We start from the raw sequence: 25982 nt of genomic DNA, 5'->3' as shown, positions 1-25982 counted from the left end.
GGCCATCGCTAAGTATCCATTCCCTTGAAACCACAGCGGCCGGTGGAGACCTGTGGCAAGTTCTTCAGCCAGCGGATTTACTCCCGCTCAGCTGAGCGAACACATAGGCCACCTATCCTAGTGGCTTTTGCTACCAGCTCCAAAACGCCGAAATCGCCCGGGAGCGTCGCCCTGCCCTCCCGAGCACGGGTAGGACTGTAGGCCCCGAACGATTCCAACGATGATTTCCTTATGGCGTCGCTGAGTGCGCTTTAGCGCACTCAGCCCCAGGAGGCGGCAGCGCGGCGGTTGACGTCACTCATGGCGTCGTTGCCCTGGCTGACGGTATTGGAGATGGTGGCCAGGACGGTGTTGAGCTCTGCGGCGGCGTTGTCCCACTTAGCCTGGGCCTGTGCATACGCTGCGGCGGATTCGCCTTCCCAGGTAGACACCATCGGGTTGATGGTGGCCTTCAGGTCGCCGAGCAGGCCGTTGATGCGGCCGGAGGTGGAGTTGATGTCAGCGGCAGCTGCAGAGATGGCACCGAATTCATACTTGATTGCAGACATGATTCCTTGTCTTTCCTTATCGTGAGTCGGATTCGCTTTCCCGCGAATCTGGTGAGTGAGTTAGGGAATTGTGGTTTAGAGTGCGAGACCCGCGCCGCCGACGTTGGAGAAGGCTTGTGCGTTCTCAGCTTCGACGTGGTCGAAGTTGCGGGCGTTGCTGCGGATGTTGTCGGAGATGGAAGCCAGTGCCTCGCGCAGCTGCTGTGCGGAGGTGTTGTAGCGCTGCATCAGGTTGTCGAAGGAGACCTGTGCGTTGCCCTGCCAGTTACCGCGTACGGAATCGACCACGCCCTGCAGGCGGGTCAGCTCACCTTGAACTTCGTCATTGGTGGAGTCAACGCGGCCGGCGGTTGCGACCATTACATCGGCTTCGGTCTTGAAAAGCTGAGTCATAGAAATGCCCCTCCTTGGGCAGTAAGTAGAAAGAGTGTGTTTCCCCCGAAAAAGCACCGTTGTGCTTTCTCACCCTTATTGGACTGAAGTTTTCACCGATCGGTTCCCGAAAGTTCCAAACTTTTTCTAGTCTTTGTCTTCTTCTTTAGCTTCGCCCTGCTGAGAGACCCTTTCGAGGCTGTCAACAGCCATGCGGCAAGCAGCGTTTTGTGGAGTCGTTGGTTCCACGCGCGTATGGCAACCGACTGAAAGTTGCTCATCGTCATCAACCCACGTGGTCCAGGTGACCACGGATTCATCACCCTTCGGCTTTTCGCTGTAGCGCAGCTTCCCTGCTTCTTCTTCGGCACCGTGAAGTTCGTCGTCTTTGTCGACTTCTGATTTGATCTCGGCAAACAAGGCATCGGCAGGCACGTTGTAGAGCGGGTCCGCAGCTAACAGCACGCGCAAATTCGGATCCCCACCGGTTGCGGTAATCAGCCCATCGTCGATGCTCGTGCGAAACCCTGCGGGCAGAGTCACTCTGAGCCCTTCGACTTCGATGTCGGAAGTCTCCGCGGGTTTGTTTGGTGCTTGTTCAGGGTCTTGTTCTGATGATTCTGGGCGCTCCTCGCTGACGGCAGCCAAGGAGGAATCCGTGGCAGCCGCAGTATCGCCGTCGTTGCGCATGGCCCACCAGGACACGCCCACTACTGCCAGGATGACCGCAGCGATGATCACGTGGAAAGGATCAATCCAGGACACGCTGCGCAGCACACGTTGCTTGAGTGGTGGTTCGCGCAAGGCATGAGCGGGGCCAGGCTCGTGGGCATCGGAAAGCTCGGTGCTCGCGGCAGTGTGCAGTGGTGGGTTGTCGGCTGCGTCGACAACAGGAGTAACCGCTGTGGTGGGCGGCGTTTCGGTGTCGACGGCACTTGCTGTTGCCACTGGTTGTTGGGCAGTCACGCTGACGCCTGCGGCAGAAAGCTGGCGTTCCAGGATGGTGACGGCTTCGATGGAGGCTTCAGTGACGGAGGGGTCGGCGATGACTTCGGCGTCGACATCGGGCCAGTTCTCGCCGCAGATTTTCTCGGCCTGTTGGATGGTGTCTTCGAGCGCCCATCCTTCGACGATGCCGGTGCCGGGCAGGTCATAACGGTAGACGGTTTCGGGACCTTCGAAGACGGTCGCGGCATCGAGAACGGTAATGGTCACAGTGGTCATGGTTATGCGTCCTTGTCTTCTTCGTTGTCGGCGTTGTCTTCGTTTTCCACGTCGCTGTCATGGATTGCGACCTGCACCAGTCCTTGGGAGCTACCGCGCAGGCTGTAGTGCGCACGTCCCGGTGGTTGTGGTGTGGGTTTGATGCCGAAGATGGCGCCTTCTTCCCTATCGGCGTCATGCAGAAGGACGGCGGGTTGGCCGTCGCGCAGTGCCGAGAGGAATTGGCCGTAGAGGGCCCGACCGATGCCACCGGATTTACGGGCGGCGATAACATGCATGCCGATATCGCGTGCATGCGGCATCAATTCCACCAGCGGGGCTAGTGCCATGTCGTTGACCAGTTCCAGGTCGTCGATGACGATGTAGATTTCTGGGCCTTCCCACCAGCTGCGCGCTGCTAGTTCGGCAGCGGTGATATCGGGGCCAGGAAGACGGGAGCGCAGCGTGTGCGCGGTGTCGTTGAGTGCGGATTGCGTCGCTGACGATGTCGCCGCATAGGCCGCCACCATCTCTTCATCCAGAGTGCCCAGGTGGGCACGCCTTTCGTCGATGACCACCAAACGGGCTTCGTCGCGCGGAAGCGCGCTGATCCCAGCCATGATGGTGGCCAGGGTGTTGGACTTGCCCGAACCTTGGGAGCCCACGCAGACCACGTGCGGGTCAGTCGCGGGATTCCAGGCGACTGCATCCAAGTCCGGGCCGCCGATACCAAGGGCGATGCCTTCGTCGACCGCCGGGACGGTGTTGAGCACGGCCGGGATCATCTTCAGAGCCGGAACTGGCTCAGCATTCGCGTGCAAGGAACAGATGTGGGCTAAGTCCTGGTTGGATGTGTGCGCGATGGCAAGCACCTCAGCATCTTGGTTCAAACCGGCACCGGGGCGGGCGGGAAGTTTGAGTTGGGCTTTGCGGTCGATAAGCGAGTCCATTGCTTCGCCGAGGCGTAGTTCGAGGCGCTGGGAAATCAGGTCACGAATGGCAGGCCGCAGTGCCGTCCAACGTGGAGTGGTGATGATGACGTGGATTCCGGCAGAAGGACCATCGGCAACCAAATCGGCGATGGGTTCGGCCAAGTCTTCGAACTCAGCACTCGTAGTTCCGATATGGTGCCAGCCGTCAATGAGCAGGAAGGTCGCACGCGCTTCGGGGCGGCGGATAAATCCGGCGATTTCATCGACAATGCGGCGAATCTTTTCTGCTTCCCCGCGTCCGGCAACACCGGCCACGTGTGGGAGTCGTTCCAGCGTGGACAGCTGACCGCCGCCGAGATCGATGGCGTAGAAACGCACGTCATCGGGACTGCAGGTCGCGGCCAAGCTGGCGGTGAGGGTGCGCAGCGCACCGGACTTACCGGACTGCGGTCCGCCACAGATAGCCAGGTGACCACCCGAGGAATTCAGGTCGAGAATCAATGGGTCCTGGCGTTGCCGGTAGGGGCGGTCAATCAAGGCGATGGCGGCGTTGAGGCCGTGGAGTTTATCCATCACTGGTGCGACCACGGTCGGTAGTTCGACGACGTCAGGTAGTGGTGGCAACCAAATTTGGTGTGCAGATTGTTCACGCAGCTGGGCTGTGCTGGCTGCGGCGGCCACGACGGCATCGAGAAGCGTGGTGGAATGATCCAGCTCCACCGCGGGACCTTCTTCAGTGGTGCGGGTGGACCAGCTGTTGAAGATTTCCACGCGGCGGCTGCTGTGCCCGCTGGCAGTTGCGCCAACCCGGCGCGCGAGTGGTCCGGAGACGTAGCTAGCCTGCATGCGCACGAGTTCTTCGGCATCGGTTTTTAAGTAACCCGAGCCAGGTTTCGCGGGCAGATGATAGGCATCGGTCACGCCGAGAACCTGCCGGGATTCGCCCGCGGAGAAGGTCTTGAGACCAATGCGGTAGGACAAGTGCGAGTCCAATCCGCGCAGACGGCCTTCCTCCAGGCGTTGGGAGGCAAGCAGGAGATGGACGTGGAGAGAGCGACCCAGACGACCAACGGCCACGAAGAGTTCGGCGAAGTCGGGGTGCTGGCCAAGTAGTTCGGAGAACTCATCGACCACGATGACCAGCGCGGGTAAGGGGCCGAAGTCCGCCACGGCATCGGCATCAGCGTTGAAGTCACCGACGTTGGCGAAGTTGCCTGCCTTGCGCAGTAGTTCCTGGCGGCGGTTCATCTCACCAGAAATGGCATCGCACATGCGCTCCACGAGGGGAGCTTCGTCTTCGAGGTTCGTAATCACCGCGGCGGTATGCGGGAGCGATTCGCAGCCTAAGAAGGTCGCGCCACCTTTGAAGTCAACGAGTACGAGGTTGAGTTCATCCGGGCTGTGGGTGGCCACCAGGGAGGTCACCAAGCTCCTGAGTAGCTCAGACTTGCCTGAACCCGTTGCCCCGATGCACAAGCCGTGCGGGCCCATGCCGCCGTGGGCGGATTCCTTCAAATCCAACATGACGGGTTGGCCGGAAGGCTCAATGCCGATGGGCACCCGGAGGCGTTCTTCGGGGCTGCGGCCGGGCCACATGGTGGCATCGGAAAGCTCTGCAATATCGCGGTAACCAAGCAGGCCCAACAGGTCGGAGCCAACGCGGCTGCGGGTGGCCTGTTCTTCGGGGCGGCGGAAACTGGCCAGGGAACGCGCCAGCAACACCGCGGAAGCCTCATCTAGTTCGTCGACCGCGCCTAAGGATTCCTCTCCGGCCGCAGTGACCACATGCAGGCCTTCCTCCGCACGCAGGCACAATCCTTCCTGCTCAGCACGGATGCCCAGCGCTGAGTTGGGTTGGGAGCCGACATCGATAATCGTGGTCACCGTCGGGTCATCGAGGAACTCCTCCACGCCGGTGGTAGGCACGTTATCGACAATGATGATGCGAAAGCGCGCCTTGTCCGGTTCCCGGGCATGCGGCAACCATTTCAGCCACTCCCAGCTTTTACCGATGGCCTCCACCCCGACGGTTTCGGGGCCATGGGCGACGGTGAGCTGGGCGACCATGGCGCGGGCTAGTTCCCGGGCACCATCGCCAGTAATGCCCAGAAAGCGAAAGGCTTGCAACTGAATAATCACGGGCATATCCGGCAGCGTGCCCACGGCATTGATGACCTGACGCAAACTGACCGCACACACCGGGTCGAGGTCTTCTGCGGCACCGGAATCGGGCACCTGCACCGGGGTGCACAACGCCGCAGGCCCCGTACCGACGCGGACTTCCAAGGCATCCGGGTCCTCCCCGGCGCGCTCCCACATCCGCTCACTGCCCACCAAGGCGGCAACCTCCCCGGGCGGTGGATTGCGGTATTCCTCGTGTTCGCGCTGGCGCTGGCCATGTTCCAAAGCCTTGGCACGCAGGGCCTTTAAGTGCCGCACGTAGGTCCGCCGGGTTTCATCCGGGTCCTCGCTGCTGGATTGCGGGTTGAACATCATAAATACGCTGGCCAGCATCATCAGCGGAAACAGCAACATCATTGGGCTGATCTGCCGATCCGGGCCCGCACCCAGCACCAACAGTGCCACCATGCCAACCATGGCCACCACCATGACGATGGGCAGAACCAACCGAATCAACGGCACCGGCTGCGGACGCGCGGCTTCTGGTACCGGTTCTGCCTCCAAGCTTGCAGTCGGCAATGGCGGTGCTGGCACCCGCTGACTGTGCACGCGCGGGCTAACAACGCGTTGTGAATCTAGCCCCAGCATGGGCATACCTCCCCGAATCTTCCCCGCAGCGCCCCACCGGCCCCCTGCCGGAAGTTTCCCCGCGCCGCGGTGGACACGTAGCCACAAGTAAGCCACAATGAACCACATTGGGCAAGGGGGACAGCCCAACAACCAACACTATTTTCGGGGGAAAATTCACCATGACCGCGGCTTTTGCCACCCATAGCATCCGTTTAACATTTCGTTTCCACGTCGGTGATTACTACAAAGAAGCCGACCTGGCCTTACCTGCTACCTCCAGCATCGGTGAATTACTCGGCGAGGTCATGGACTTACTCTCGGTGCCCAGCCTGACCAAGACCTGGAAGGTCACCACGGTTGGCGGGCGAGCTATCGATATGACTACCCCGCTCCATCAAACTGGCCTGCAAGAAGCCAGCATCCTCATTCTGCGCCCGGAAGAACCCACCCCGGCACCGGTGATCCGCGATGCTGCTGAAGCATTAGCTCACGATGCCGCCGAAGCACACCTGGGCCAATTACCCACCTGGTGGTCCATTGCGGGCATGGCCGGGCTTATCGTGCTGGCCTGCGCTTTCTTGCCTCCCGTGGGTGCCGTGGCTGCAGCGACCTTTGCCTGCCTGTTACTGGCCCTGTGGCGTAGCCACGCCGCCTACACCTGCCTGTTCCTCTTGGGCTGCACGGTCTCGGGTTGGCTGGCAGTAGGGCCCACGCTTGACGATGTCCCCCTAGCCACCGCCGCTTCCATCAGCTGCCTAGTCACGGGCACGGTCGCACTCCATCTCACGCAGCGCTCCACACCCCGGATTACCGCCACCGCACTCACACTGGTCGCACTCACTATTCCCGCCGCCCTAGGTTTCTTCCTGCCCGGCCCTGGCACGCAAGACTCCCCCGGCATCGCCGCGGCCGCACTCACCCTTGCCACCCTGGTCATCCTGCTAGCCACTGCACCAGGTTTAAGCACTCGACTTGCCGGACTCAAAGTTCCGCAGCTTCCCACCGCCGGCCAGGACCTGGCAGTCTCCGATAGCACCCAACCCGACGTGGATGACCGCGCCCGGCGCGCCGGGTGCATCTACGACGGCATCTGCCTGGGCATGGCCGCTGTCGGTAGCGCCGCCGTATTCCTCCTGGCACTGACTGGTACCGCCGACCCGGGCTCCCCACTCGCCACTCTGGTGGGCACCGCCCATGCGGGAACCGGCTTTGCGTTTGCCCTTATCGTGGCCCTGACCGGCGCCGTCATCCTGCACGCCGGGCGCCAGGGACGTGCTTATGCCAGCATCGCGCTGATGTGCTTAGCGATGGCCTGCTGCCTCGCCCTATGCCTACTTGCCGCACTCACCTGGTCTAGCACTTCCGATCCCGGATTCGGTACCTGGGCCATGGCACTTATCGCCTTCGCCATCCTCGCCGCGATCATCAGCCTGCCCCTGTGGGCACGCTTTATCCCACAGTGGGAACCCACCACCATCGTCTGGTGCGAACGCCTCGAAGCACTCGCCATCGCCGCCTGTCTGCCACTAAGTGCCCACCTGGCAGGCATCTTCCTGCTGATTCGGGGGCTGGGCTAATGCGTCGACACCTCGCACTAGGTCTGACAACCACTGCTCTACTCGTCTGTACGCCCGTAATTTCACATGCCACCGAACCGGATACTGAGTGTGCCATCGGCAAGCGCAGCAGCACCGGACCACAACCGACCTCTGAGCAACGCGAATACCGCGAACGCTTGCACTCGCTTGCAACCGGTAAGGACGTCAAAGTCGCAGTCATTGATACCGGCGTTGCTCAGCATGAACAACTACGCAAGCTGGAAGGTGGTGCCGACTTTGTCACGCCTGACGATGCCGACCCACACTTCGATTGCGATGTCCACGGGACCGTGGTCGCCGGCATCATCGGCAGCAAAGACCTAGGTCTTGCACCTGATGCGCAGCTGCGCTCGATTCGCCAATCCAGCGCCCACTATCGGCAGCCAGACAACGAAGAGGAAGAAGCCATCGCTGGTGCCGGTTCTGTGGCGACCTTGGCCGATGCCATTCACGACGCCGTTGACCATGACGCTGACATCATTAACGTCTCGGTGGTCTCCTGTGTGCCGCAGGAACTTAACGATGCCGTCGACCTCTCCCCTCTCCATCACGCCGCAGGGCGTGCCGAAGATAAAGGGGCACTGATCGTTGCTGCCTCCGGCAATGCCGCCGAAGCTGGTTGCCAAGCCAGTGACATCGTCTACCCGGCCGCGCTCGACACGGTGCTCGCAGTGGGTGCGATGGCTAATGACTACGACCTAGCGGAGTATTCGATTTCCGCCGACGGCGTGGTTGCACCCGGACATGTTCCATTGGGATTAAGTCCCCAAGGCTGGGCCACTGCGAAATCTATGCCTCAAGGTGCTGGCCACGAAGACGCCGAATTCCATGGCACGTCTTTTGCCGCACCCATCGTCAGCGGAACCTCGGCAATACTTGCCGAGCGTCATCCCGATGCCAGCCCAGCCGAACTGCGCGAATTATTGTTATCCGCTGCCGAACCCGGCCACGGTGTCATCGATCCGCTGGCAACGCTTAGCCATCAACCAGCAGACTATGCCGTCGAAGAAGAGGCACTGCAACTGCGTCCCGCCGTTCAAGAATCCAACGTCGCTCGCCACCGGGCGGGAATTATCGCAGCAGGCTGCGCAGTGCTGTTGGGACTAGCGGCTATCTGGCGCGGCCTGCGCCGTCGCTAGGCGCGGTGCCGAAAGCACCGACTCTGCCGAGCAGCGAAGGTGCTTACCCGTCGCTGCTTGGCGCGGCTAGTGCGCGGGCTCGTGCGAGTTCGCTGCCTTCGGGAAGTAGTCGCACGATGGACCACGGTGCTTCGGCGCCGATGCCGGTGCCCAGCGCTTCAAGTACCAATGGATCGGGGACGCTATGACGCTGGCCGGTAGCGGAGACGACATGGTAGCCGTGACCAGTGTCCACTCCGACGCCGCCTTCGTCGAGGCCACCGAAACGATCGGCAACGCTGTCGCCGGACAGTTCGACAGTGCCGCCTTGGGGTGCAACCAGGGTGGGTCGGCCTTCGGAATCGCCGCAGAGCCAGCCTTCGTCTTCGCTCAGGAAATCCAGTGGCTGTTCTGGCAGGTGGAAGTTGGCGGTGGCATCGGAAAGCGCTGCTACTTCCTTCGGGTCAGCGGTGGTGGATTTGGCACCGTAGCCGCGCAGCATCTCAGTTTGGGATTCGGTGACTTCGACGACACCGTCGCTGCTGCGGGCCCAGAGGCCTTGACCGGTATCGATGATGTCGGGTGCTTCACCGGGGAAGCTGAACTGTGGGAGTTCCTCGATGGTGTTGAGAAGTTCGACCGGCAGTGGCCAGACGGGAGTGTCTTCTTCGACCCCGAGTCCGCGGCGCAGGACGCGGCCTTGGGTGCTGGTGGCCTCCGGAAGTAGAATGCGCCCTTCACCGCTGAGCAACCATTGCTTGTCGTCTGCCTCGACGACCGCGCCGCGGGTATCGCCCAGGAGGTCCTGGGGTGGGTCGGCAAGCACGATTACTTCACCTTCATCGATGACTTCGTCGCTAATACCGCTGGTGCTGTTGCCTTCGGGGTTGTCTTCGGTGCCAGCAAAGCAGGCTGCCCATTGGGTGTCGGGTTGGCCAGGTTCGGGTGCGAGGAAGCCGGGTGCATCTTCGATGCCGAGTGGGAATCCTAGTTGGGATTGCGCGAGGTGCTCATCACCGATTTCTGCAGCAGGTGCGGTATCCCCAGCGATGATGCGGGCGGAGCTGAGGTTGGACACGGGGTGGTAGGAGTCGTCGACAAGCACGAAGAGCTGGCCCTGGGCCGAGCGCACGATGGGTGCTTCGCCGGGACGTGGATTCGGCTGCAACCAGGCGAGCAGGCCGGCGCCCAGGCCCACGAGAACGACGGCAACGATGCCAATGAGCAGGGCCCGGCTGCGTTTGGCCAGTGGGTCATGAATCATGCGAATATCGCCGAAGACCAGACCATGTTCGACGCGGCGAACGAGAAACTTATGCCCGGTTACCTGTGCTTTTGTCGTTGGCAGCGCACGCGCCATGGATCCCCCTTGAAGTTGGTGTTTCCGTACCCCCTACGGAAACTGCTGCGCACAGACTATGACACGTCGTCAGGCTTCGCCACTGGAGAGCGCTTATCGCGGGTAACTTCCGCGCGGGCGGCTAAGTCTTTGTCATCCGGGTAGTCGACGGCAACAAGGCTCAGACCGTTAGCTGGAGCAACCGGGATTTGGGAAGAGCGCTGGGTTTCTTGCAGCATGGCAGCAGCGAAGTCGACGTCACGGCGACCTTCGCCCACGCGGGCGCAGCACCCGACCAGGGAGCGGACCATGGACCAGCAGAAGGCATCGGCGACGACGTGGGCTTCATACAGCTGTGGCTCGGTGGGAGTGGAGATGTCCCGCCACTCGAACTCCTCGAGGTCGCGCACGGTGGTGGCATTCGGCTTGGCTTTGCAGAAACCAGCGAAATCATGAAGGCCCACCAAAGTGGTGGCGGCTTCTTGTAATTTGTTGACATCCAGTGGCTTGGGCCAGTGCGCGGTATCGCGTACGCGGGTGGGCAGTGGTCCTGCCGGGTGGGTGCTGAGCCGGTAGATGTAGTGGCGTCGTAAAGCAGAAAAGCGGGCGTCGAAGCCTTCGGGGGCGTAGTCGACGTGGTGGACGCGGACATCGTCAGGCAGCATGCGTCCTAAGCGGCGGACCAAGCGGGTGGGATCGCCATCGATAGAGCGCTGATTGAGCCCTTCCGAATCAATGTCGAAGTGGGCGACCTGCCCGGCGGCATGCACGCCAGCATCCGTGCGGCCAGCAACAGTAAGTTCAATGGGCTGGCGCAGGATGAGGCTTAAGTTGTCCTCCAGGACCTGTTGAACCGTGCGCAGGTCACCTTTCTGGCGGGCCCAACCGTGAAAGTCAGTGCCGTCATAGGCCAAGTCGAGTCGCAGGCGCACGGTATCAGTCATGGGCGTTGATTTTACCTTTCGGTGTGGTGGTTATTGGTGTGGGTAAGGCGAAACCCCGCCCCTTCCACGTGGGAAGGAACGGGGTTTCGAAAAGTCGGGAGAGTTACTCCGGGGAAGTTTTTACTTCTCCTCGGTGGACTCTTCCTTGGACTCTTCTGCAGCGGTTTCCTCAGCCGGGGTCTCCTCGGCCTTTTCTTCCTCTGCAGCCTTGGAGGCAGCAGCGCGGGTTGCGCGGTTAGCCTCAGCGGTAACGGTCTCCTCGGTCACCAGGGAAATCTGGGACATCGGAGCGTTGTCGCCGGTACGGTTGTCCAGCTTGATGATGCGGGTGTAGCCACCATCGCGGTTAGCGAACTGCGGGCCCAGCTCCTCGAACAGGTGCGCAACAACATCCTTGTGCGGGATGAGCTTCAGCACTGCGCGACGGTCAGCCAGGGAGCCGGACTTCGCCTTGGTGATGATCTTCTCGGCGTAAGGACGAAGCATCTTCGCCTTAGCGTCGGTGGTCTTGATAGCGCCGTGCTCGAACAGGTTAACGGCCAGGTTGCTCAGCAGGTGACGCTGCTGAGCCGCGGAGCCGCCGAGACGGGCACCCTTCTTAGGGGTTGGCATTATGTACTCCTCGTGTACGGGTAAAAGGTGAGCGCGCGGGATGAATAAACATTCCCGCTATTCACAGGTGCTTAATTACTCAGAATCTTCTGCAGCCGGGTCCTTGAAGTCACCGGTTTCTGCGTCATAACCCTCGAGCTGGGTTGGGTCGAAGTCCTCAGGGGTGTCCTTGAGAGCCAGGCCCAGGTTAGCCAGCTTGATCTTTACCTCGTTGATCGACTTCTGGCCGAAGTTACGGATATCCAGCAGGTCGGATTCGGTGCACTCAGCAAGCTCACCGACGGTGTGGATTTCCTGACGCTTCAGGCAGTTGTAGGAACGAACGGAGAAGTTCAGGTCCTCGATCTGCATGCCGTAAGCAGCGATGTACTCGGTCTCCTGCGGAGACGGGCCAATCTCGATGCCCTCGGATGCAGTGTTCAGCTCACGCGCCAAGCCGAAGAGTTCGACCAGGGTGCCGCCGGCAGAAGCCAGGGCATCGCGAGCAGAAATCGAGTTCTTGGTCTCAACGTCGATGATCAGCTTGTCAAAGTCGGTGCGCTGCTCAACACGAGTTGCCTCGACCTTGTAAGAGACCTTGAGCACCGGGGAGTAGATCTGGTCGACCGGGATGCGGCCGATTTCCCCGGAGGTTGGTGCAGCCGGCACGTAGCCACGGCCGCGCTCAACGACGAGCTCCATATCCAGCTTTGCGGTGTCGTTCAAAGAGCAGATGTACAGATCCGGGTTGTGGATCTCTACGCCTGCTGGCGGCTGGATGTCACCAGCGGTAACAACACCCGGGCCTTCCTTGTTCAAGTACATAACCACCGGCTCGTCAGAGTCGGAGGAAAGAACCAGTCCCTTGATGTTGAGGATGATCTCGGAGACATCCTCCTTCACACCGTTGATGGTGGTGAACTCGTGGAGTACACCATCGATCTTGACGGAAGTCACTGCGGCGCCCGGGATGGACGACAGCAGGGTGCGACGCAGGGAGTTACCGAGGGTGTAACCGAAGCCCGGCTCGAGCGGTTCGATGACGAACTTCGAACGAGACGAGTCGATAAACTCCTCAGTAAGCTGAGGGCGCTGGGAAATGAGCATTGAAATTCTCCTTTTCGGCGACCGCTATATGACGCCGGTAGAGGGTTATAAGTGAAGTAGGAAATAAATCCAGGCTGTAGCACGCGACCGTAAGGCCGCATGCAAGGCCGGTTTACTTCGAGTAAAGCTCGACGATGAGCTGCTCCTGCAGCGGAACGTCGATCTGAGCGCGCTCGGGCAGCTGGTGCACGAGGATGCGCAGGGTGGACGGAACGACCTGCAGCCATGCCGGAACGTTGGCATCGACGAGGCGATCCTGTGCCTCTTCGAACCATTCCATCTTCTGGGAACGCTCACGGACATCGATGATGTCGTACTGGGTGACCTTGTAGGAAGGAACGTTGATCTTCTTGCCGTTCACGGTGAAGTGACCGTGGGACACCAGCTGGCGAGCCTGACGACGGGTGCGTGCCAGACCTGCGCGGTAGACCACGTTGTCGAGGCGGGACTCCAGCAGGACGACCAGGTTGTCACCGGTCTTGCCCGGCAGGCGGTTAGCCTCGGCGTAGTAACGACGGAACTGACGCTCCAGCACACCGTAGGTGTACTTTGCCTTCTGCTTCTCCTGGAGCTGCAGCAGGTACTCAGATTCCTTGATGCGGTTGCGGCCAGCCTGTCCCGGAGGGTACGGGCGGCGCTCAAATGCCATGTCGCCGCCGACCAGGTCAACGCGCAGACGGCGGGATACGCGGGTAGCGGGGCCAGTATAACGAGCCATTTTCTTACCTCTTTCTTTCCCTAGACCTTGCGGCGCTTGGTCGGACGGCAGCCGTTGTGCGGCTGAGGGGTGGCATCCGTAATCGAGGAAACCTCGAGGCCTGCAGCCTGCAGGGAACGGATGGCGGTCTCGCGGCCGGAGCCCGGACCCTTGACGAATACGTCAACCTTCTTCATGCCATGATCCATTGCCTTGCGAGCAGCGTTCTCAGCAGCCATCTGCGCAGCGAACGGAGTGGACTTGCGGGAACCCTTGAAGCCGACGTGGCCGGAGGATGCCCAGGAGATAACAGCACCGGACGGGTCGGTGATCGACACGATGGTGTTGTTGAAGGTGGACTTGATGTATGCGTGGCCCTGGGCCACATTCTTCTTTACGACGCGGCGTCCAGAACGACGCGCGCCGGAGCGAGTCTTTGGAGGCATAGGTTACTTCTTCTTTCCTGCGATCGTCTTCTTCGGACCCTTACGCGTACGAGCGTTGGTCTTGGTGCGCTGGCCACGGACTGGCAGGCCACGGCGGTGGCGCAGACCCTGGTAGCAGCCGATTTCAATCTTGCGGCGGATGTCAGCCTGAACCTGGCGGCGGAGGTCACCCTCGACCTTCCAGGTAGCTTCAATCACGTCACGCAGCGCCGACAGCTGGGAATCGTCCAGGTTGTCGGTGCGCAGGTCAGGAGAAATGCCAGTCTTTTCCAGCAGTTCCTTGGCACGGGTCGGCCCGATGCCATAGATGTAGGTGAGAGCGACCTCCATGCGCTTGTTGCGCGGGAGGTCAACACCAGCTAGACGTGCCATGTGGCGTGTCCTTTCGGGTTGTTACGGTGGTTTTCTCCCTATCCGTCCCGCGCCATGCAGCGCTTCGCCCGGACCGAGCCGGATCATTGGGCTACTTAGTAGCACGGGCTCAGGCCACCGTTGCCTGAGGTGGGAAGGGCACGCAGAGGTGCCCCTGGGTAAGGAGGCTTACAGTGTTTACTTGTAGCGGTAGACGATGCGTCCGCGGGTCAGGTCGTAAGGAGACAGCTCTACGACAACGCGGTCCTCTGGGAGGATGCGAATGTAGTGCTGACGCATCTTGCCCGAGATGTGAGCAAGTACCTTGTGTCCGTTGTCCAACTCGACACGGAACATTGCGTTTGGCAGGGGTTCGATAATACGACCCTCGACCTCGATTGCGCCTTCCTTAGCCATAACCTCTACTTTTCTGGTGACAGACAAGTTCTTGTCACCTGCATGTTGGGAGTCTACTGCGCGGTGATACAGCGTCTTTTGTCGACTCTATATACACCGCCGTCCAAGCATACGCTGCACAAGGCATTTTTCCAAACTGATCACGAAAAAATCCCCGTCCCACTCCGTGTTGCTCACGGGGTGGAAGCGGGGATGCGATAAGTGCGCCCTATCTGGGATTAGTAGATGTAGACCTTGTCGCCGATGTTCAGGTGAGCGAAGTAGCGCTCTGCAGCACCGCCTGGCAGGCGGACACAGCCGGCGGAATCATATGCCGGGTCACCCATGTGGAAAGCGTGACCGTTGTTGGTGAAGTACACCGCGTAAGGCATCGGAGCGTTGTTGAACTCGTAGGAGATTTCATCCTTGACCTTGCGGGTGACGGTGAAGGTACCGCGCGGGGTGCGCTCGGTCGGGTTGTTGCGGCCCGGTGCCATGGACGGGGAAACGTAGGTGACGGTGCCGCGGCCATCCTGCAGCCAGGTGCGACGGCCATCGATGTCCACGCACACCTTCGCATCAGCTGGGCAGGAGCCCGTGTCGAAGTTTCGTGCACGGCGGTCAGCCTCAGCACGCTGTGCAGCCTGCTGTGCGCGGGCGCGCTCAGCGTTAGCGCGCTCTGCGTTAGCGCGAGCAGCAGCGTCACGGGCAGCACGCTCTTCTGCCTTTTTCTCCTGAACCAGGCCAGGGAAGACAACGTTGAGCAGGTTGTCGATGTGCGGCTGAATGGTCTTCGCTGCAGCCGGATTCAGCTTCTGCAGCTCACGCAGCACGTCGTTGCGAGCGTTCCAAGCCTGGTCGCGGGTGTTACCGAAGAATTCTTCTACCTGAGCGCGAGCCTGGTTGACCCGAGAATCAACCTGGGACTGGATGTCAGACGACATGCGCTCGAAGTTCGGCATTTCTTGAGCAGATGCGGACTGGGACGAAGCCAGCGGGGCTGCAATCAGGGTAATCGCAGCCACCATTGCGATGAGAGCACGACGCATTTTCAGCGACGCGGAAGATAGGGTGAACTTAAGCATGCACAAAAGTATAGACCCTTGGCTCTTAAGTGCCTACTTAAGACGAAAACTTTTTCTCAGCTTAGTAACGCGGTGTGAGAATACGCGGGCCATCAGCGGTGGCTGCCACGGTGTGCTCCCAGTGCGAGGCCCAGGAACCATCGATGGTCACGACGGTCCAGTCATCCCCTAAGGTGCGGTTATCCTCAGTGCCCAGCGCCAGCATCGGCTCAATGGCTAATACAGAGCCTTCTTGAATCTTCGGGCCCTTGCCCGGCTTGCCTTCATTCGGCAGGAACGGATCCATGTGCATCTCGCGGCCAATGCCGTGGCCACCAAAGCCGTCGACGATAAACAGGTCAACACCGAACTTTTCTTCGGCCCGGTCAGTGGCTTCTTCGAGTGCCCAGGAGACATCGGTAAGTTTATTGCCCGGCACCATGGCCTTGAGGCCTTCCATGAGGACCCACTCGGCGGCATCGTTAAGCGATTGCACCTCCGGGGCCAACTGCCCCACGCCGAAGGACCACGCACTGTCCCCTACCCAGCCATCGAGCGTGGCACCACAGTCGATGGACACCAGATCGCCCTCTTTGAGGACGACCTTCTTGCTGGGGATGCCGTGGACGATAACGTCGTTAACCGAGGAGCAAATAGAGCCCGGGAAACCCTGGTATCCCTTGAACGTCGGGACGGCGCCGTTGGAACGGATGAATTCTTCAGCCACCGCGTCCAACTCCAGGGTAGATACGCCAGACGCCGCAGCAGCGCGGACTTCTTGCAAAGCCTTGCCGACGATTTCGCCAGCGGCCTGCATAGCGTCTAGTTCACCCGGAGTACGAGCAGGGATGCGCTTGCTGCGGCGTCGAAACACCATTGGGCCTACTTACCCATAGCTTCGAGGGCACGAGCGTTGATCTCTTCAACCTCGCCCTCAGCCTTCACGCTGATGATTTGGTCACCGTAGTGCTGGATGAGCGGGAAGGTCTCATCGCGGTACACGCCCAGGCGGGTACGGATGGTCTCTTCGTTGTCATCGGCACGGCCACGGGCCAGCATGCGCTCAACGACGACGTCTTCAGAGACCTCGAAGTTCAGCACGCCGTCCAGCTTGAGGCCCTTCTTCTCCAGCAGGTCGGTGAGAATCTCAGCCTGCTCGACGGTACGCGGGAAGCCATCCAGCAGGAAGCCTTCTGCGGCATCGTCTTCGTTCAGGCGGTCTTCGACCATGCGAGCGGTGACGTCGGTAGGAACCAGCTTGCCGGCATCGATGTAGGACTTAGCTTCCTTGCCGAGCGGGGTGCCTTCGCCAATGTTGGCGCGGAAGAGATCGCCGGTAGAGATGTGCGGGATGTTCAGCTTCTCGCTGAGGATTGCTGCCTGAGTGCCCTTGCCAGCACCGGGAGGGCCGAGGAGTACGTAACGCATTACTTGAGGAGTCCTTCGTAGTTGGATTGCAGAAGCTGGGACTCAATCTGTTTGACCGTAGTCAAGGCGACCGAGACCATAATCAGGATTGCGGTACCACCGAATGCAGCGGTACCACCCGCAGAGGAATTACCGACGCCAAGATCCAGCAGGATGTTCGGCAAAATGGCAATAGTTGCGAGGTAGATAGAGCCCACGAACAGCAGTCGGTTCATCACGAAGCCGAGGTACTGCGCGGTCGGGCGGCCCGGGCGGATGCCTGGGATAAATCCACCATACTTCTTCATGTTATCTGCCTGCTCGGCCGGGTCGTACTGAACCGATACATAGAAGTAGGAGAAGAAAATGGTGAGCAGGAAGTAAGCCAGGATGTACTGCCAGGACGATGGCGACTGCAGGTGTGCAATCACGTTGCGCTGCCACCAGTTATCGGGAGTTTCGAAGGTATTCGAGTTCACGATCTGGGTGATCAGCACCGGCATGTAAATCAGCGAGGAGGCGAAGATGACCGGGATAACGCCTGCCTGGTTGACCTTCAGCGGCAGGTAGGTCGAGGAGCCACCGTACTGGCGACGGCCGACCATACGCTTGGCGTACTGGACCGGGATGCGGCGCTGGCCCTGCTCGATGAAGGTAATACCGATAACCAGAGCAATCAGGCCGGCGACGACCATGGCGAAGACCAGACCGCCGTTGTTCTGGAGGATGTTCGCACCATCGGTTGGAATACGGGTCGCAATACCGGCGAAGATCATCAGGGACATGCCGTTGCCGACGCCCTTTTCCGTGATGAGCTCGCCCATCCACATCACCAGGATGGCACCGGAGGTCATGGTGACCACCAGGATGATAAGCGTGAAGATGTTGCGGTCCGGGTCAAGAACCTCGACGCCCTGGCCCAGCAGCTGCTGGCGGTCTGCCAGTGCCACGATGCCTGCGGACTGCAGCAGCGCCAGCGCGAGAGTCAGGTAGCGCGTGTACTGCGTCATCTTCGCCTGGCCGGACTGGCCTTCCTTCTTCAATTGCTCGAAGTGCGGAATGACCACGGTCAGCAGCTGCACGATAATCGATGCCGTAATGTACGGCATGATGCCGATGGCGAAGATAGACAACTGCAGCAGCGCACCACCTGAGAACAGGTTGATGACGGAGTACAGGTTGCCCGACTCTTCGGTCAAGGTGCGCAGACGCCCAGCGATCGACGCGTAATCGACGCCTGGCGACGGAATTTGCGCGCCGATACGGTACGCAATGATCATCAACAGCGTGAAGATGATCTTTTTGCGCAGATCGGCGTCCTTGAAAGCCTGAATAATGGCGGACACTATATATTCCTCCTGACCTACCTGCGAAAAAAGCGCGCAGAAAGGCCACAATCATTTACCCTCCAGCGGGCCCTAACAGAACCCGCCGAGGAAACGGAACAAGTTTGACCTCACTACCCTATCAGCACCGCACAAGATATAAACACTCGACGGCGTTTAGCGTTCATAATAGTTTCGCCATGAAGTGCACTACGTTACAACTAAGTTGCCAATAGCTGTCAGTAAGCTGTATGTACTAGCGGAATAATGCAATTTCCCTGTGAGGGCATAAGAAAACCCCCGTCCATTGAACGGGGGTTTGTCTCGTGAGGCTACCTAGTCATTACTTGGTAGCGGTGGTGGAACCACCGGCGGCCTCAATCTTCTCCACTGCAGACTTGGAGAACTTGTCGGCAGTGACGTTCAGCTTGACGCTGATCTCGCCATTGCCCAGCACCTTAACTGGCTGCTTTGCGCGAACCAGGCCAGCATTCACGATGTCAGCCACGGTGATGTCGCCGCCATCCGGGAATGCCTTGTTCAGGTCGGATACGTTGACGACCTGGTAGGTGATCTTGTTCGGGTTCTTGAAGCCGCGCAGCTTCGGCAGACGCATGTGAATTGGCATCTGGCCGCCCTCGAATGCAGCCGGGACCTGCTTACGAGCCCGGGTGCCCTTGGTACCGCGACCGGCGGTCTTACCCTTGGATGCCTCACCGCGACCAACGCGGGTCTTCGGCTTGTTGGCGCCTGCGCTTGGGCGCAGGTCGTGCAACTTGATGATGTCAGCCATGGTTTACTCCCCTGCCACTTCTTCGACGGTGACCAGGTGACGCACCTTCTGAACCATGCCGCGCACGATCGGGGTGTCCTGCTTGATAACGGACTGACCGATGCGCTTGAGGCCGAGAGCCTCAATGTTGGCGCGGTGGTTCGGCTTGGTGCCCACAAGGCCCTTTACCTGAGTAATCTTCAGAGCCATTGCTTATGCCTCCTGACCTGCGCGCTTGCGCAGCATACGGGCCGGGGTGACCTCTTCGAGAGACTTGCCGCGACGTGCAGCAACCTCTTCAGGGCGAACCAGCTGCTTGAGGCCGTCCACGGTTGCGCGGACGACGTTGAGTGCGTTGTCGGAGCCCAGCGACTTCGACAGGATGTCCTGCACACCAGCGCATTCGAGCACCGGACGAGCAGCGCCACCGGCGATAACACCGGTACCAGGTGCAGCCGGCTTCAGCATCACGATGCCAGCGGCGTCGCGACCCTCGACCGGGTGGGTGATGGTGCCGGCAATCATCGGGACGCGGAAGAAGTTCTTGCGAGCTTCCTCGGCACCCTTCTGGATGGCAGCCGGGACTTCCTTGGCCTTGCCGTAGCCGACGCCGACCATGCCCTGGCCGTCGCCGACGACGACGAGAGCGGTGAAGGACATGTTGCGGCCACCCTTGACGGTCTTGGAGACACGGTTAATGGTGACTACGCGCTCGATGTACTTGTCGCGCTCGTTGTCATGGTTGTTGCGGCGATCGTTACGACGATCGTTGCGGCGGTTACCGCCCTTGTTCTCGGCGGAGCGTCCGCCGTCACGCTGTTCACGGTCCGACATTAGGCGTTCCTTCCGTTGATGTTTCCGTTTGCGTTAATCATTAGAACTGCAGACCACCTTCGCGTGCGGCGTCTGCCAGAGCGGCAACGCGACCGTGGTACTTGTAGCCAGCGCGGTCGAAGACGACCTTTTCGATGCCAGCAGCCTTAGCGCGCTCGGCGATGAGCTCGCCGACCTTGGCAGCCTTGGCCTTCTTGTCGCCCTCTACTGCACGCACGTCAGCTTCCATGGAGGAAGCAGCGACCAGGGTGTGGCCGGCCAGGTCGTCGATGACCTGGACGTGCATGTGGCGAGAGGAGCGGTGCAGTACCAGGCGTGGTGCCTCTGGGGTGCCACGCAGGGTCTTACGGATACGGAAGTGACGGCGTGCGCGTGCTTCGCGACGACGGGACGAGATGTCCTTGCCGATTGGATTGCGCTTGGTGTTTTCAGTGTTTGCCATTGCTTACTTACCCGTCTTTCCGACCTTGCGACGGATCTGCTCGCCTTCGTAACGAATGCCCTTGCCCTTGTAAGGATCGTCCTTACGCAGACGGCGGATGTTAGCGGCGACCTGTCCGACGGCCTGCTTGTCAATACCAGTGATAGAAAGCTTGGTTGCGCCATCAACGGCGAAAGTGATGCCTTCCGGAGCCTTGATCAGGATCGGATGCGAGTAACCCAGGCTGAATTCCAGGTCCTGACCCTTCAGCTGCACACGGTAGCCCACACCGAAGATTTCCATCTTGATGGTGAAGCCCTCGGTCACGCCCTGAACTGCGTTGTTGAGCAGGGAGCGGGACAGACCGTGCAGTGCGCGGTGCTTGCGGTGGTCGTCCGGACGGGAAACCGTCAGAACGCCGTCTTCCACAGCAGCGGTGATCGGCTGCGGAACGTCAACGGTCTGGGAACCCTTCGGGCCCTTGACGTCGACGACCTGGCCGTTGATGTTGATTTCGACGCCGTTAGGTACGGCGATCGGTGCTAAACCGACTCGAGACATGTGTCAAACCTCCCTTTACCAGACGTAGGCGAGAACTTCTCCGCCTACGCCCTTCTCCTGAGCCTGACGATCGGTCAGCAGACCGTGGGACGTGGAGATGATAGCCACGCCCAGGCCGCCCAGAACCTTCGGCAGGTTGGTGGACTTTGCGTACACACGCAGACCCGGCTTAGACACGCGACGCAGACCGGACAGGGAGCGCTCACGGTTGTTGTACTTAAGCTCGAGAGACAGCTCGTGGCCCTCGACGGAGTAGTCAGCGATGTAGCCTTCCTGCTTCAGGATCTCAGCAATGTTTGCCTTGATCTTGGAGGTCGGCATCGACACGACGTCATGGTGCGCATGGTTTGCATTGCGCACGCGCGACAGCATGTCGGCAATAGGATCAGTCATGGTCATATGAAGTGACCGTTACCTTTCTCGTTGCGGTTCCCTCACAAACTCGAAGTTTGCCCACCAAAGCGTTTTCCGTGTGATTTCGGGCTACTGACGCTCCCTGCGGTCAGTACCGCAAGGCGCTCGCCACCCTTTGATGCATACGACGGTCCGCTATTTAAGGCGGGGGGCCTACAACAAAGTAGTTGTTCAATTCTTGCTCGGCTTGGCGCAAAGCTACAGGATAAAGGCAGTTTTAAGGCGCAAAAGCCCGCCACTGCGTCATTCCTGCGCAGCTTGCAATCAAGTCCGACGTTCCACATTACGTGCTTCACCCCCATTAACACAACCCGCGACCGGGACTTTTCTTTTCTCACCCGCATGCCGATTCGCGCCCTCACCACTGCGAAAGGTCTAATGCAGTGCTTGGCGACGATGCACATCCCTTTTCCCCTGCACAGGGGTTGTGGAATGGGCCACTTAGCCAGGTATTATGTCGTTATGACTACCCCTACAGATGTATCTCGGACCAACCCAAAGGCCAACGAGTTCGATAACCCCCAGGTAGGCCGCCGCGTCAAGTCTGCGGCGGGCCTGGGAGGCGTACTGCACGCTATGGAGCATGCAGCACCCAACCGCGCCATGCTGCCCCTGGTCAACCTCAACAAGGACAGCGGTGTGGACTGCCCAGGCTGTGCCTGGCCAGAACCGCCGGTCGGTGAGCAGGGCATCGTCGAGTTCTGCGAGAACGGCGCTAAGGCTATCGCCCAGGAGACTACTCCCAAGCGCGTCAGCCGCGAGTTCTTCGCCAACACCACCGTCGAACAGATGCGTGAGATGACCGACTACGAACTGGACCAGCTGGGACGTCTGCAGGAGCCGATGCTCTATGACCGCTCCACTGGCGATGGCAAGTATCACCCTATCTCCTGGGATGAGGCCTTCCGCATTATCTCTGAAGAGATTAAGGCAACCGAGCCCAACCGCAACGTGCTCTACACCTCCGGTACTGCCGTCAACGAGTCTGCATTCTCCTTCGGTGTGTTGGGCCGCCGCATCGGCACCAACAATCTGCCGGACTGCGCGAACCTGTGCCACGATTCCACCGGTGTCGCACTGGCAAAGGTCGTCGGCGTCGGTAAGGGCTCTGCCACCATGCAGGACCTCTACAACACCGACCTGGTGATCTCCGTGGGCCAGAACCCCGGCACCAACCACCCGCGCGCGCTCGGTGCTTTCGAGCGCATGAAGGACAACGGCGGCAAGCTGGTGGCCATCAACCCGCTGCCAGAAACCGGCCTGATGAAGTTCCGCGATCCGCAGGACCCGAAGGGCATGCTGGGTATCTCCAAGAAGCTGGCCGACCAGTACGTCCAGGTCCGCCTCGATGGCGACCGCGCGCTCTTCCAGCAGATCAACCGCGAGGTCATCCGCCGCGATCTGCTGGATCATTCCTTCCTGGAGCGCTTCTGCTCCAACGTGGATGAGACCATCGAGTACCTCAACTCCCTGGACCCGGCCCTGCTGGAACGTGGCTCCGGTATCCCGCAGTCCGAAGTCAACGCCATTGTCGACCGCGTGGAGAAGGCCGAAAACGTCATCCTAGCTTGGACTCTTGGTGTTACCCAGCACAAGAATGCAGTGCAGACCATCCAAGAGATGATGAACTTCCTGCTGCTGACTGGCAACATCGGCAAGCCTGGCGCCGGCTCCTTCCCGTTCCGTGGCCACTCCAACGTGCAGGGCGACCGCACCATGGGCATCTCCGAGAAGATGCCGGAGCCGTTTCTGGCCAAGATGGAGGAAGAATTTGGCTTCGACGTTCCACGTGAGCACGGCTACTCCTCCGTGGAAGCAGCTGCAGCACTACGCGACGGCGACGTGGACGTCTTCATCTCCCTAGGCGGTAACTTCATCCGAGCACTGAGTGATACCACCGCCTGTGAAGACGGCATGGCACGCACCAAGCTGTCGGCACACATGCTGACCAAGCTCAACAACACTTGCGCGTGGCCAGGCGAGCGCGGTCTGATTCTGCCGGTGCGTTCCCGTACGGACTATGACCCGCAGGCGTCCGGCCCACAGAAAGTCTCGGTTGAGGCATCGGATTCCACCGTGTCTTCTTCCAAGCCATCGCGAAAGGCCAACCAGGACTTGGACCTCAAGTCTGAGGTCGACATCATCTGCTCCATTGGTCGCGAGACCTTCGGAGATGACTTCTGGCAGCCGATGATTGACAACTACGACGTCATCCGCGACCACATTGAAGCTGTTATCCCAGGCTTTGAGAACTACAACGAGCGCCTGGAACGCCCACGCGGTTTCATGCTCCCGCACGCTGCTCGTGAGCGCATCTTCAACACCGATAACGGCAAGGCACAGCTGACCATCAACGACACCGCTGTCATTGAGCTGGACGACGACCAGCTGCTGCTGTCCTCGGTGCGCGCACACGACCAGTACAACACCATCTCCTACGGACTGAATGACCGCTACCGTGGTGTTCGTGGCGGCCGTCGTGTCCTGTTTATCTCCCCCGCTGACCTGAAGAAGCGTGGTCTGAAGGACGGCGACATCGTCGATGTTGTCTCCGTCTACGACAACGAAGAGCGTCGTGCTCCGAACTTCCGCTTGGTGGAGTACAACACCGCTCGCGATTGCGTCACCGGCTACTTCCCGGAGCTCAACGTGTTGGTTCCCCTGTCCCAGCATGCTGACGGCTCCCACACCCCGGTGTCTAAGTCCCTCGTAGTTCACTTGGAGCCGCAGGGCCGCAACGCCAACGACCTCTAAGCTGTCAGGTCGCTTTCGCCCCCACTCGGTGCCTGCGCACCGGGCGGGGGCGCTGGTGTATCTAGCAGCGCCCTTCCTGCGACTAGAGTGGGTGCACATGAGCGAAAATACTGAGAACCAAGACCCCATCCAGACTGCCCACGAGTGGCTCGTGGAAGCTGCGGAAATCCTGGGCCTGGATAAGAAGGAAGCCACGGCCCTTACCCGTGAGCTGCTCGATCTCACCAAGGACGTCGCCCATAACCGCTCCCGTCCTGCTGCCCCGCTGACCTCTTATCTGGTCGGTTTGGCTTCCCAGGATTGTGAGGAGGCCAAGGCGAACATCGCTAAGCTGCAGGAGCGCATCCAGTAGTGGCAGGACGCGCAACCTCTAACTTCCCGGTCACCCGGGTGCGCCTGGACGATGACGGCAACCTCACCCAGGTTGATACTCGCGCTGATTCTGTTGCAGGTGAAGAGCCTTTAGAAATCCGCGTGGGCGACCAAACAATTGCCACCACGATGCGCACCCCGGGCAACGATATCGAGCTTGCCCACGGCTTTTTATACTCCGAAGGCCACATCAGCTCCGCGGAAGACATCACGACCGCCCGCTACTGCGCCGGTGCCACCGTCGATGGGCTCAACACCTATAACCTGCTGGACATTCAGCTAGCCAAGAAAAACGTCATTGGGCTGCAGGACTTGCGCTTAAGCTTGACGACGTCCGCCTGTGGCGTCTGCGGCACCTCCTCCATTGAGGAGATGAAACTGCGCCTGCCACACTCATTGCCGGAAGTCCCCGTCGACCCACAGCTGGTCGCCACCTTGCCAGAAAAGCTCCGCAAGGAACAAAAGCTCTTCCGCAAGACTGGCGGCATTCACGCCGCAGGTGCTTTCCGTCGCGATGGCACATCCGTGGTGATCCGCGAGGACATCGGCAGGCATAACGCAGCCGACAAAGTCATCGGCCACCTCCTGCTGGAAGGCATGCTGCCTGCCCACGACCTCATCCTCGTAATGAGCTCTCGCGCCTCCTTTGAGCTCGTACAGAAAGCCGCCATGGCTGGCTTCCCCACGCTTATCGCTGTTTCCGCCGCGTCTTCCCTCGCCGTAGAAACCGCCCGCGCCACCGGCATGGGCTTGGTCGGCTTTGCCCGCGGCGATCGCTTCAACCTCTACTCCGGCGAACTACAACGCTGAGAAAACCCGGTTCCTCACCACGAAAGGTGAGGTAACCGGGTTTAGTCATTAAAAGTAAGATGCTTAGTCGCGGTAGACGTCCTGGCCCTTGTTGAGGTAGGCGTAGACGCCACCGATGAGGAAGCCGCCACCGACCAGGTTGCCCAACCAAACCAGGGTCCAGTTGAGGGCCACGTTGCCGACAGTCATCGCGGAGGTCAGCGGATCCGAGGCGAAGAAGGTCAGGGTGAACAAGCAGAAGTTCGCAATAACGTGCTCGAGCCCCATGCCAACGAAGGCTGCGATGATCGGCAGAATCACGAAGAACTTGGACACGACGTCCTTGGCAAAGACCGCACCGACGACGGCCATGTTGACCACAAAGTTAGCCAGGATGGCCTCGACGAACATGCCGCCTGGTTCCTTGGTCAGCTTGCCTTCCGACAGCGTGGAAATCAGGTGGGTGGGATCCATACCGCCGAGCTTGGCGGACATGCCCATCGCTGCAGCAAAGAGGATGCAGCCGACCAGGTTAAATACCGTGGTGACCAGCAGAAGCCACAAGCCCTTACCCCAGCCGACGTGCTTATTGATAGCGCCGTAGACGACGTACATCATGTTGCCGGTAGCCAGCTCCGCGCCGAGCAGAATGATGGCAAACAGACCCAAGCCGAAGAGCAGGGCGAAGACAACAGAGCCCAAGCCCGGGAAGAGTTCTTCCACCGCCTGACCAACCACGCCGGCGAATGCCGTGCCGATAGTCAGATACACACCGGCCAAGATCGAACGGGTAGCAAAGCGACCAAAGGATTGGTCGAGCAGAGCGACTTTCTTATTAATGGCGCCCGCAGCTGCTTCGTTCAGCGACATAGCATC

Annotated in this window: 28 protein-coding genes; 5 read left to right on the top strand and 23 right to left on the bottom strand. The window is 60.1% G+C overall.

Translation table 11 applies throughout. The features are described from left to right. Positions 1-260: 260 nt before the first annotated feature. The 4 genes from UL81_RS02000 to UL81_RS01985 all read right to left on the bottom strand — a co-directional run bounded on the left by UL81_RS02000 (position 261) and on the right by UL81_RS01985 (position 5824). A complete protein-coding gene (locus UL81_RS02000) occupies positions 261-548 on the bottom strand; it encodes a WXG100 family type VII secretion target (protein WP_035106600.1) in 288 nt (95 codons plus the stop codon). A 75-nt stretch (positions 549-623) separates the two neighbouring features. Further along, positions 624-941 carry a WXG100 family type VII secretion target gene (locus UL81_RS01995; RefSeq protein ID WP_035106598.1) on the bottom strand — a complete coding sequence of 106 codons (318 nt, stop codon included), beginning with the start codon at positions 939-941 and terminating at the stop codon, positions 624-626. Between the two features lie 126 nt (positions 942-1067). Next, positions 1068-2144: a type VII secretion-associated protein gene (locus tag UL81_RS01990; RefSeq protein WP_052737436.1), complete on the bottom strand. Its 1077-nt coding sequence runs from the start codon at positions 2142-2144 to the stop codon at positions 1068-1070. 2 nt (positions 2145-2146) lie between these two features. Then, positions 2147-5824, bottom strand: a complete 3678-nt coding sequence (locus UL81_RS01985; protein WP_046453196.1) for a type VII secretion protein EccC — start codon at positions 5822-5824, stop codon at positions 2147-2149. A 161-nt stretch (positions 5825-5985) separates the two neighbouring features. Here UL81_RS01985 and eccD point away from each other — a divergent pair, with 161 nt between their 5' ends. Both eccD and UL81_RS01975 read left to right on the top strand, forming a co-directional pair. Continuing rightward, a complete protein-coding gene (gene eccD, locus UL81_RS01980) occupies positions 5986-7383 on the top strand; it encodes a type VII secretion integral membrane protein EccD (protein ID WP_035106596.1) in 1398 nt (465 codons plus the stop codon). Further along, a complete protein-coding gene (locus UL81_RS01975; protein WP_081961538.1) occupies positions 7383-8543 on the top strand; it encodes a S8 family serine peptidase in 1161 nt (386 codons plus the stop codon). The genes eccD and UL81_RS01975 overlap by 1 nt, the downstream gene beginning before the upstream one ends. A 43-nt stretch (positions 8544-8586) precedes the next feature. Here UL81_RS01975 and eccB read toward each other — a convergent pair whose 3' ends face one another. From eccB to rpsH, 18 genes are all read right to left on the bottom strand, one after another. Next, complete coding sequence (gene eccB / locus UL81_RS01970; RefSeq protein ID WP_035106594.1) at positions 8587-9882, bottom strand: type VII secretion protein EccB; 1296 nt, start codon at positions 9880-9882, stop codon at positions 8587-8589. A gap of 56 nt (positions 9883-9938) precedes the next feature. After that, complete coding sequence (gene truA / locus UL81_RS01965) at positions 9939-10805, bottom strand: tRNA pseudouridine(38-40) synthase TruA (RefSeq protein WP_035106593.1); 867 nt, start codon at positions 10803-10805, stop codon at positions 9939-9941. Between the two features lie 120 nt (positions 10806-10925). Beyond that, positions 10926-11417 (bottom strand): 50S ribosomal protein L17, encoded by a 492-nt coding sequence (gene rplQ, locus UL81_RS01960; RefSeq protein ID WP_035106591.1) that lies wholly within the window; start codon positions 11415-11417, stop codon positions 10926-10928. A 75-nt stretch (positions 11418-11492) separates the two neighbouring features. After that, positions 11493-12503 (bottom strand): DNA-directed RNA polymerase subunit alpha, encoded by a 1011-nt coding sequence (locus UL81_RS01955; RefSeq protein WP_035106589.1) that lies wholly within the window; start codon positions 12501-12503, stop codon positions 11493-11495. 112 nt (positions 12504-12615) lie between these two features. Next, entirely contained in the window at positions 12616-13221 is a 606-nt protein-coding gene (gene rpsD, locus UL81_RS01950) for a 30S ribosomal protein S4 (RefSeq protein ID WP_046453195.1), read from the bottom strand. 20 nt (positions 13222-13241) lie between these two features. Then, the gene (gene rpsK, locus UL81_RS01945; RefSeq protein WP_046453194.1) at positions 13242-13646 is read right to left on the bottom strand and encodes a 30S ribosomal protein S11; all 405 of its coding nucleotides are present in this window, start codon (positions 13644-13646) and stop codon (positions 13242-13244) included. A 3-nt stretch (positions 13647-13649) separates the two neighbouring features. Beyond that, positions 13650-14018, bottom strand: a complete 369-nt coding sequence (rpsM, locus tag UL81_RS01940; RefSeq protein ID WP_035106586.1) for a 30S ribosomal protein S13 — start codon at positions 14016-14018, stop codon at positions 13650-13652. Positions 14019-14195: 177 nt separating this feature from the next. Then, on the bottom strand, positions 14196-14414 hold the full coding sequence (gene infA, locus UL81_RS01935; RefSeq protein WP_004566852.1) for a translation initiation factor IF-1: 219 nt from the start codon (positions 14412-14414) through the stop codon (positions 14196-14198). 218 nt (positions 14415-14632) lie between these two features. Next, complete coding sequence (locus UL81_RS01930; protein ID WP_046453193.1) at positions 14633-15478, bottom strand: L,D-transpeptidase; 846 nt, start codon at positions 15476-15478, stop codon at positions 14633-14635. Positions 15479-15539: 61 nt separating this feature from the next. Beyond that, a complete protein-coding gene (gene map, locus UL81_RS01925; protein ID WP_035106584.1) occupies positions 15540-16334 on the bottom strand; it encodes a type I methionyl aminopeptidase in 795 nt (264 codons plus the stop codon). A 5-nt stretch (positions 16335-16339) separates the two neighbouring features. Then, positions 16340-16885, bottom strand: a complete 546-nt coding sequence (locus tag UL81_RS01920; RefSeq protein WP_035106582.1) for an adenylate kinase — start codon at positions 16883-16885, stop codon at positions 16340-16342. Then, entirely contained in the window at positions 16885-18210 is a 1326-nt protein-coding gene (secY, locus tag UL81_RS01915; protein WP_035106580.1) for a preprotein translocase subunit SecY, read from the bottom strand. The genes UL81_RS01920 and secY overlap by 1 nt, the downstream gene beginning before the upstream one ends. Positions 18211-18532: 322 nt before the next feature. Continuing rightward, positions 18533-18982, bottom strand: coding sequence for a 50S ribosomal protein L15 (gene rplO / locus UL81_RS01910; protein ID WP_035106578.1), 450 nt, complete (start codon positions 18980-18982; stop codon positions 18533-18535). Between the two features lie 3 nt (positions 18983-18985). Then, positions 18986-19171, bottom strand: coding sequence for a 50S ribosomal protein L30 (rpmD, locus tag UL81_RS01905; RefSeq protein WP_035106576.1), 186 nt, complete (start codon positions 19169-19171; stop codon positions 18986-18988). A 3-nt stretch (positions 19172-19174) separates the two neighbouring features. After that, on the bottom strand, positions 19175-19795 hold the full coding sequence (gene rpsE / locus UL81_RS01900) for a 30S ribosomal protein S5 (protein ID WP_046453192.1): 621 nt from the start codon (positions 19793-19795) through the stop codon (positions 19175-19177). 40 nt (positions 19796-19835) lie between these two features. Beyond that, entirely contained in the window at positions 19836-20237 is a 402-nt protein-coding gene (gene rplR / locus UL81_RS01895; protein WP_035106572.1) for a 50S ribosomal protein L18, read from the bottom strand. A gap of 3 nt (positions 20238-20240) precedes the next feature. Beyond that, positions 20241-20777 (bottom strand): 50S ribosomal protein L6, encoded by a 537-nt coding sequence (rplF, locus tag UL81_RS01890; protein ID WP_046453191.1) that lies wholly within the window; start codon positions 20775-20777, stop codon positions 20241-20243. Positions 20778-20792: 15 nt separating this feature from the next. Next, the gene (gene rpsH / locus UL81_RS01885) at positions 20793-21176 is read right to left on the bottom strand and encodes a 30S ribosomal protein S8 (protein ID WP_046453190.1); all 384 of its coding nucleotides are present in this window, start codon (positions 21174-21176) and stop codon (positions 20793-20795) included. 477 nt (positions 21177-21653) lie between these two features. On the opposite strand from rpsH, the gene UL81_RS01880 reads away from it, so the two are divergent. The 3 genes from UL81_RS01880 (at position 21654) to fdhD (ending at position 25127) form a co-directional block, all read left to right on the top strand. Then, a complete protein-coding gene (locus UL81_RS01880; RefSeq protein ID WP_035106565.1) occupies positions 21654-23945 on the top strand; it encodes an FdhF/YdeP family oxidoreductase in 2292 nt (763 codons plus the stop codon). A 97-nt stretch (positions 23946-24042) separates the two neighbouring features. After that, positions 24043-24297 (top strand): DUF6457 domain-containing protein, encoded by a 255-nt coding sequence (locus tag UL81_RS01875; RefSeq protein WP_035106563.1) that lies wholly within the window; start codon positions 24043-24045, stop codon positions 24295-24297. Beyond that, a complete protein-coding gene (gene fdhD / locus UL81_RS01870) occupies positions 24297-25127 on the top strand; it encodes a formate dehydrogenase accessory sulfurtransferase FdhD (protein ID WP_035106561.1) in 831 nt (276 codons plus the stop codon). The genes UL81_RS01875 and fdhD overlap by 1 nt, the downstream gene beginning before the upstream one ends. Before the next feature lie 63 nt (positions 25128-25190). Here the strand turns inward: fdhD and UL81_RS01865 are convergent, their stop codons facing one another. Continuing rightward, positions 25191-25976, bottom strand: a complete 786-nt coding sequence (locus UL81_RS01865; RefSeq protein WP_035106559.1) for a formate/nitrite transporter family protein — start codon at positions 25974-25976, stop codon at positions 25191-25193. Positions 25977-25982: the final 6 nt, after the last annotated feature.

It is taken from the genome of Corynebacterium camporealensis (genome assembly GCF_000980815.1).
In the GTDB taxonomy this organism is placed as follows: domain Bacteria; phylum Actinomycetota; class Actinomycetes; order Mycobacteriales; family Mycobacteriaceae; genus Corynebacterium; species Corynebacterium camporealense.
This window is presented reverse-complemented; position numbering and strand designations above follow the sequence as displayed.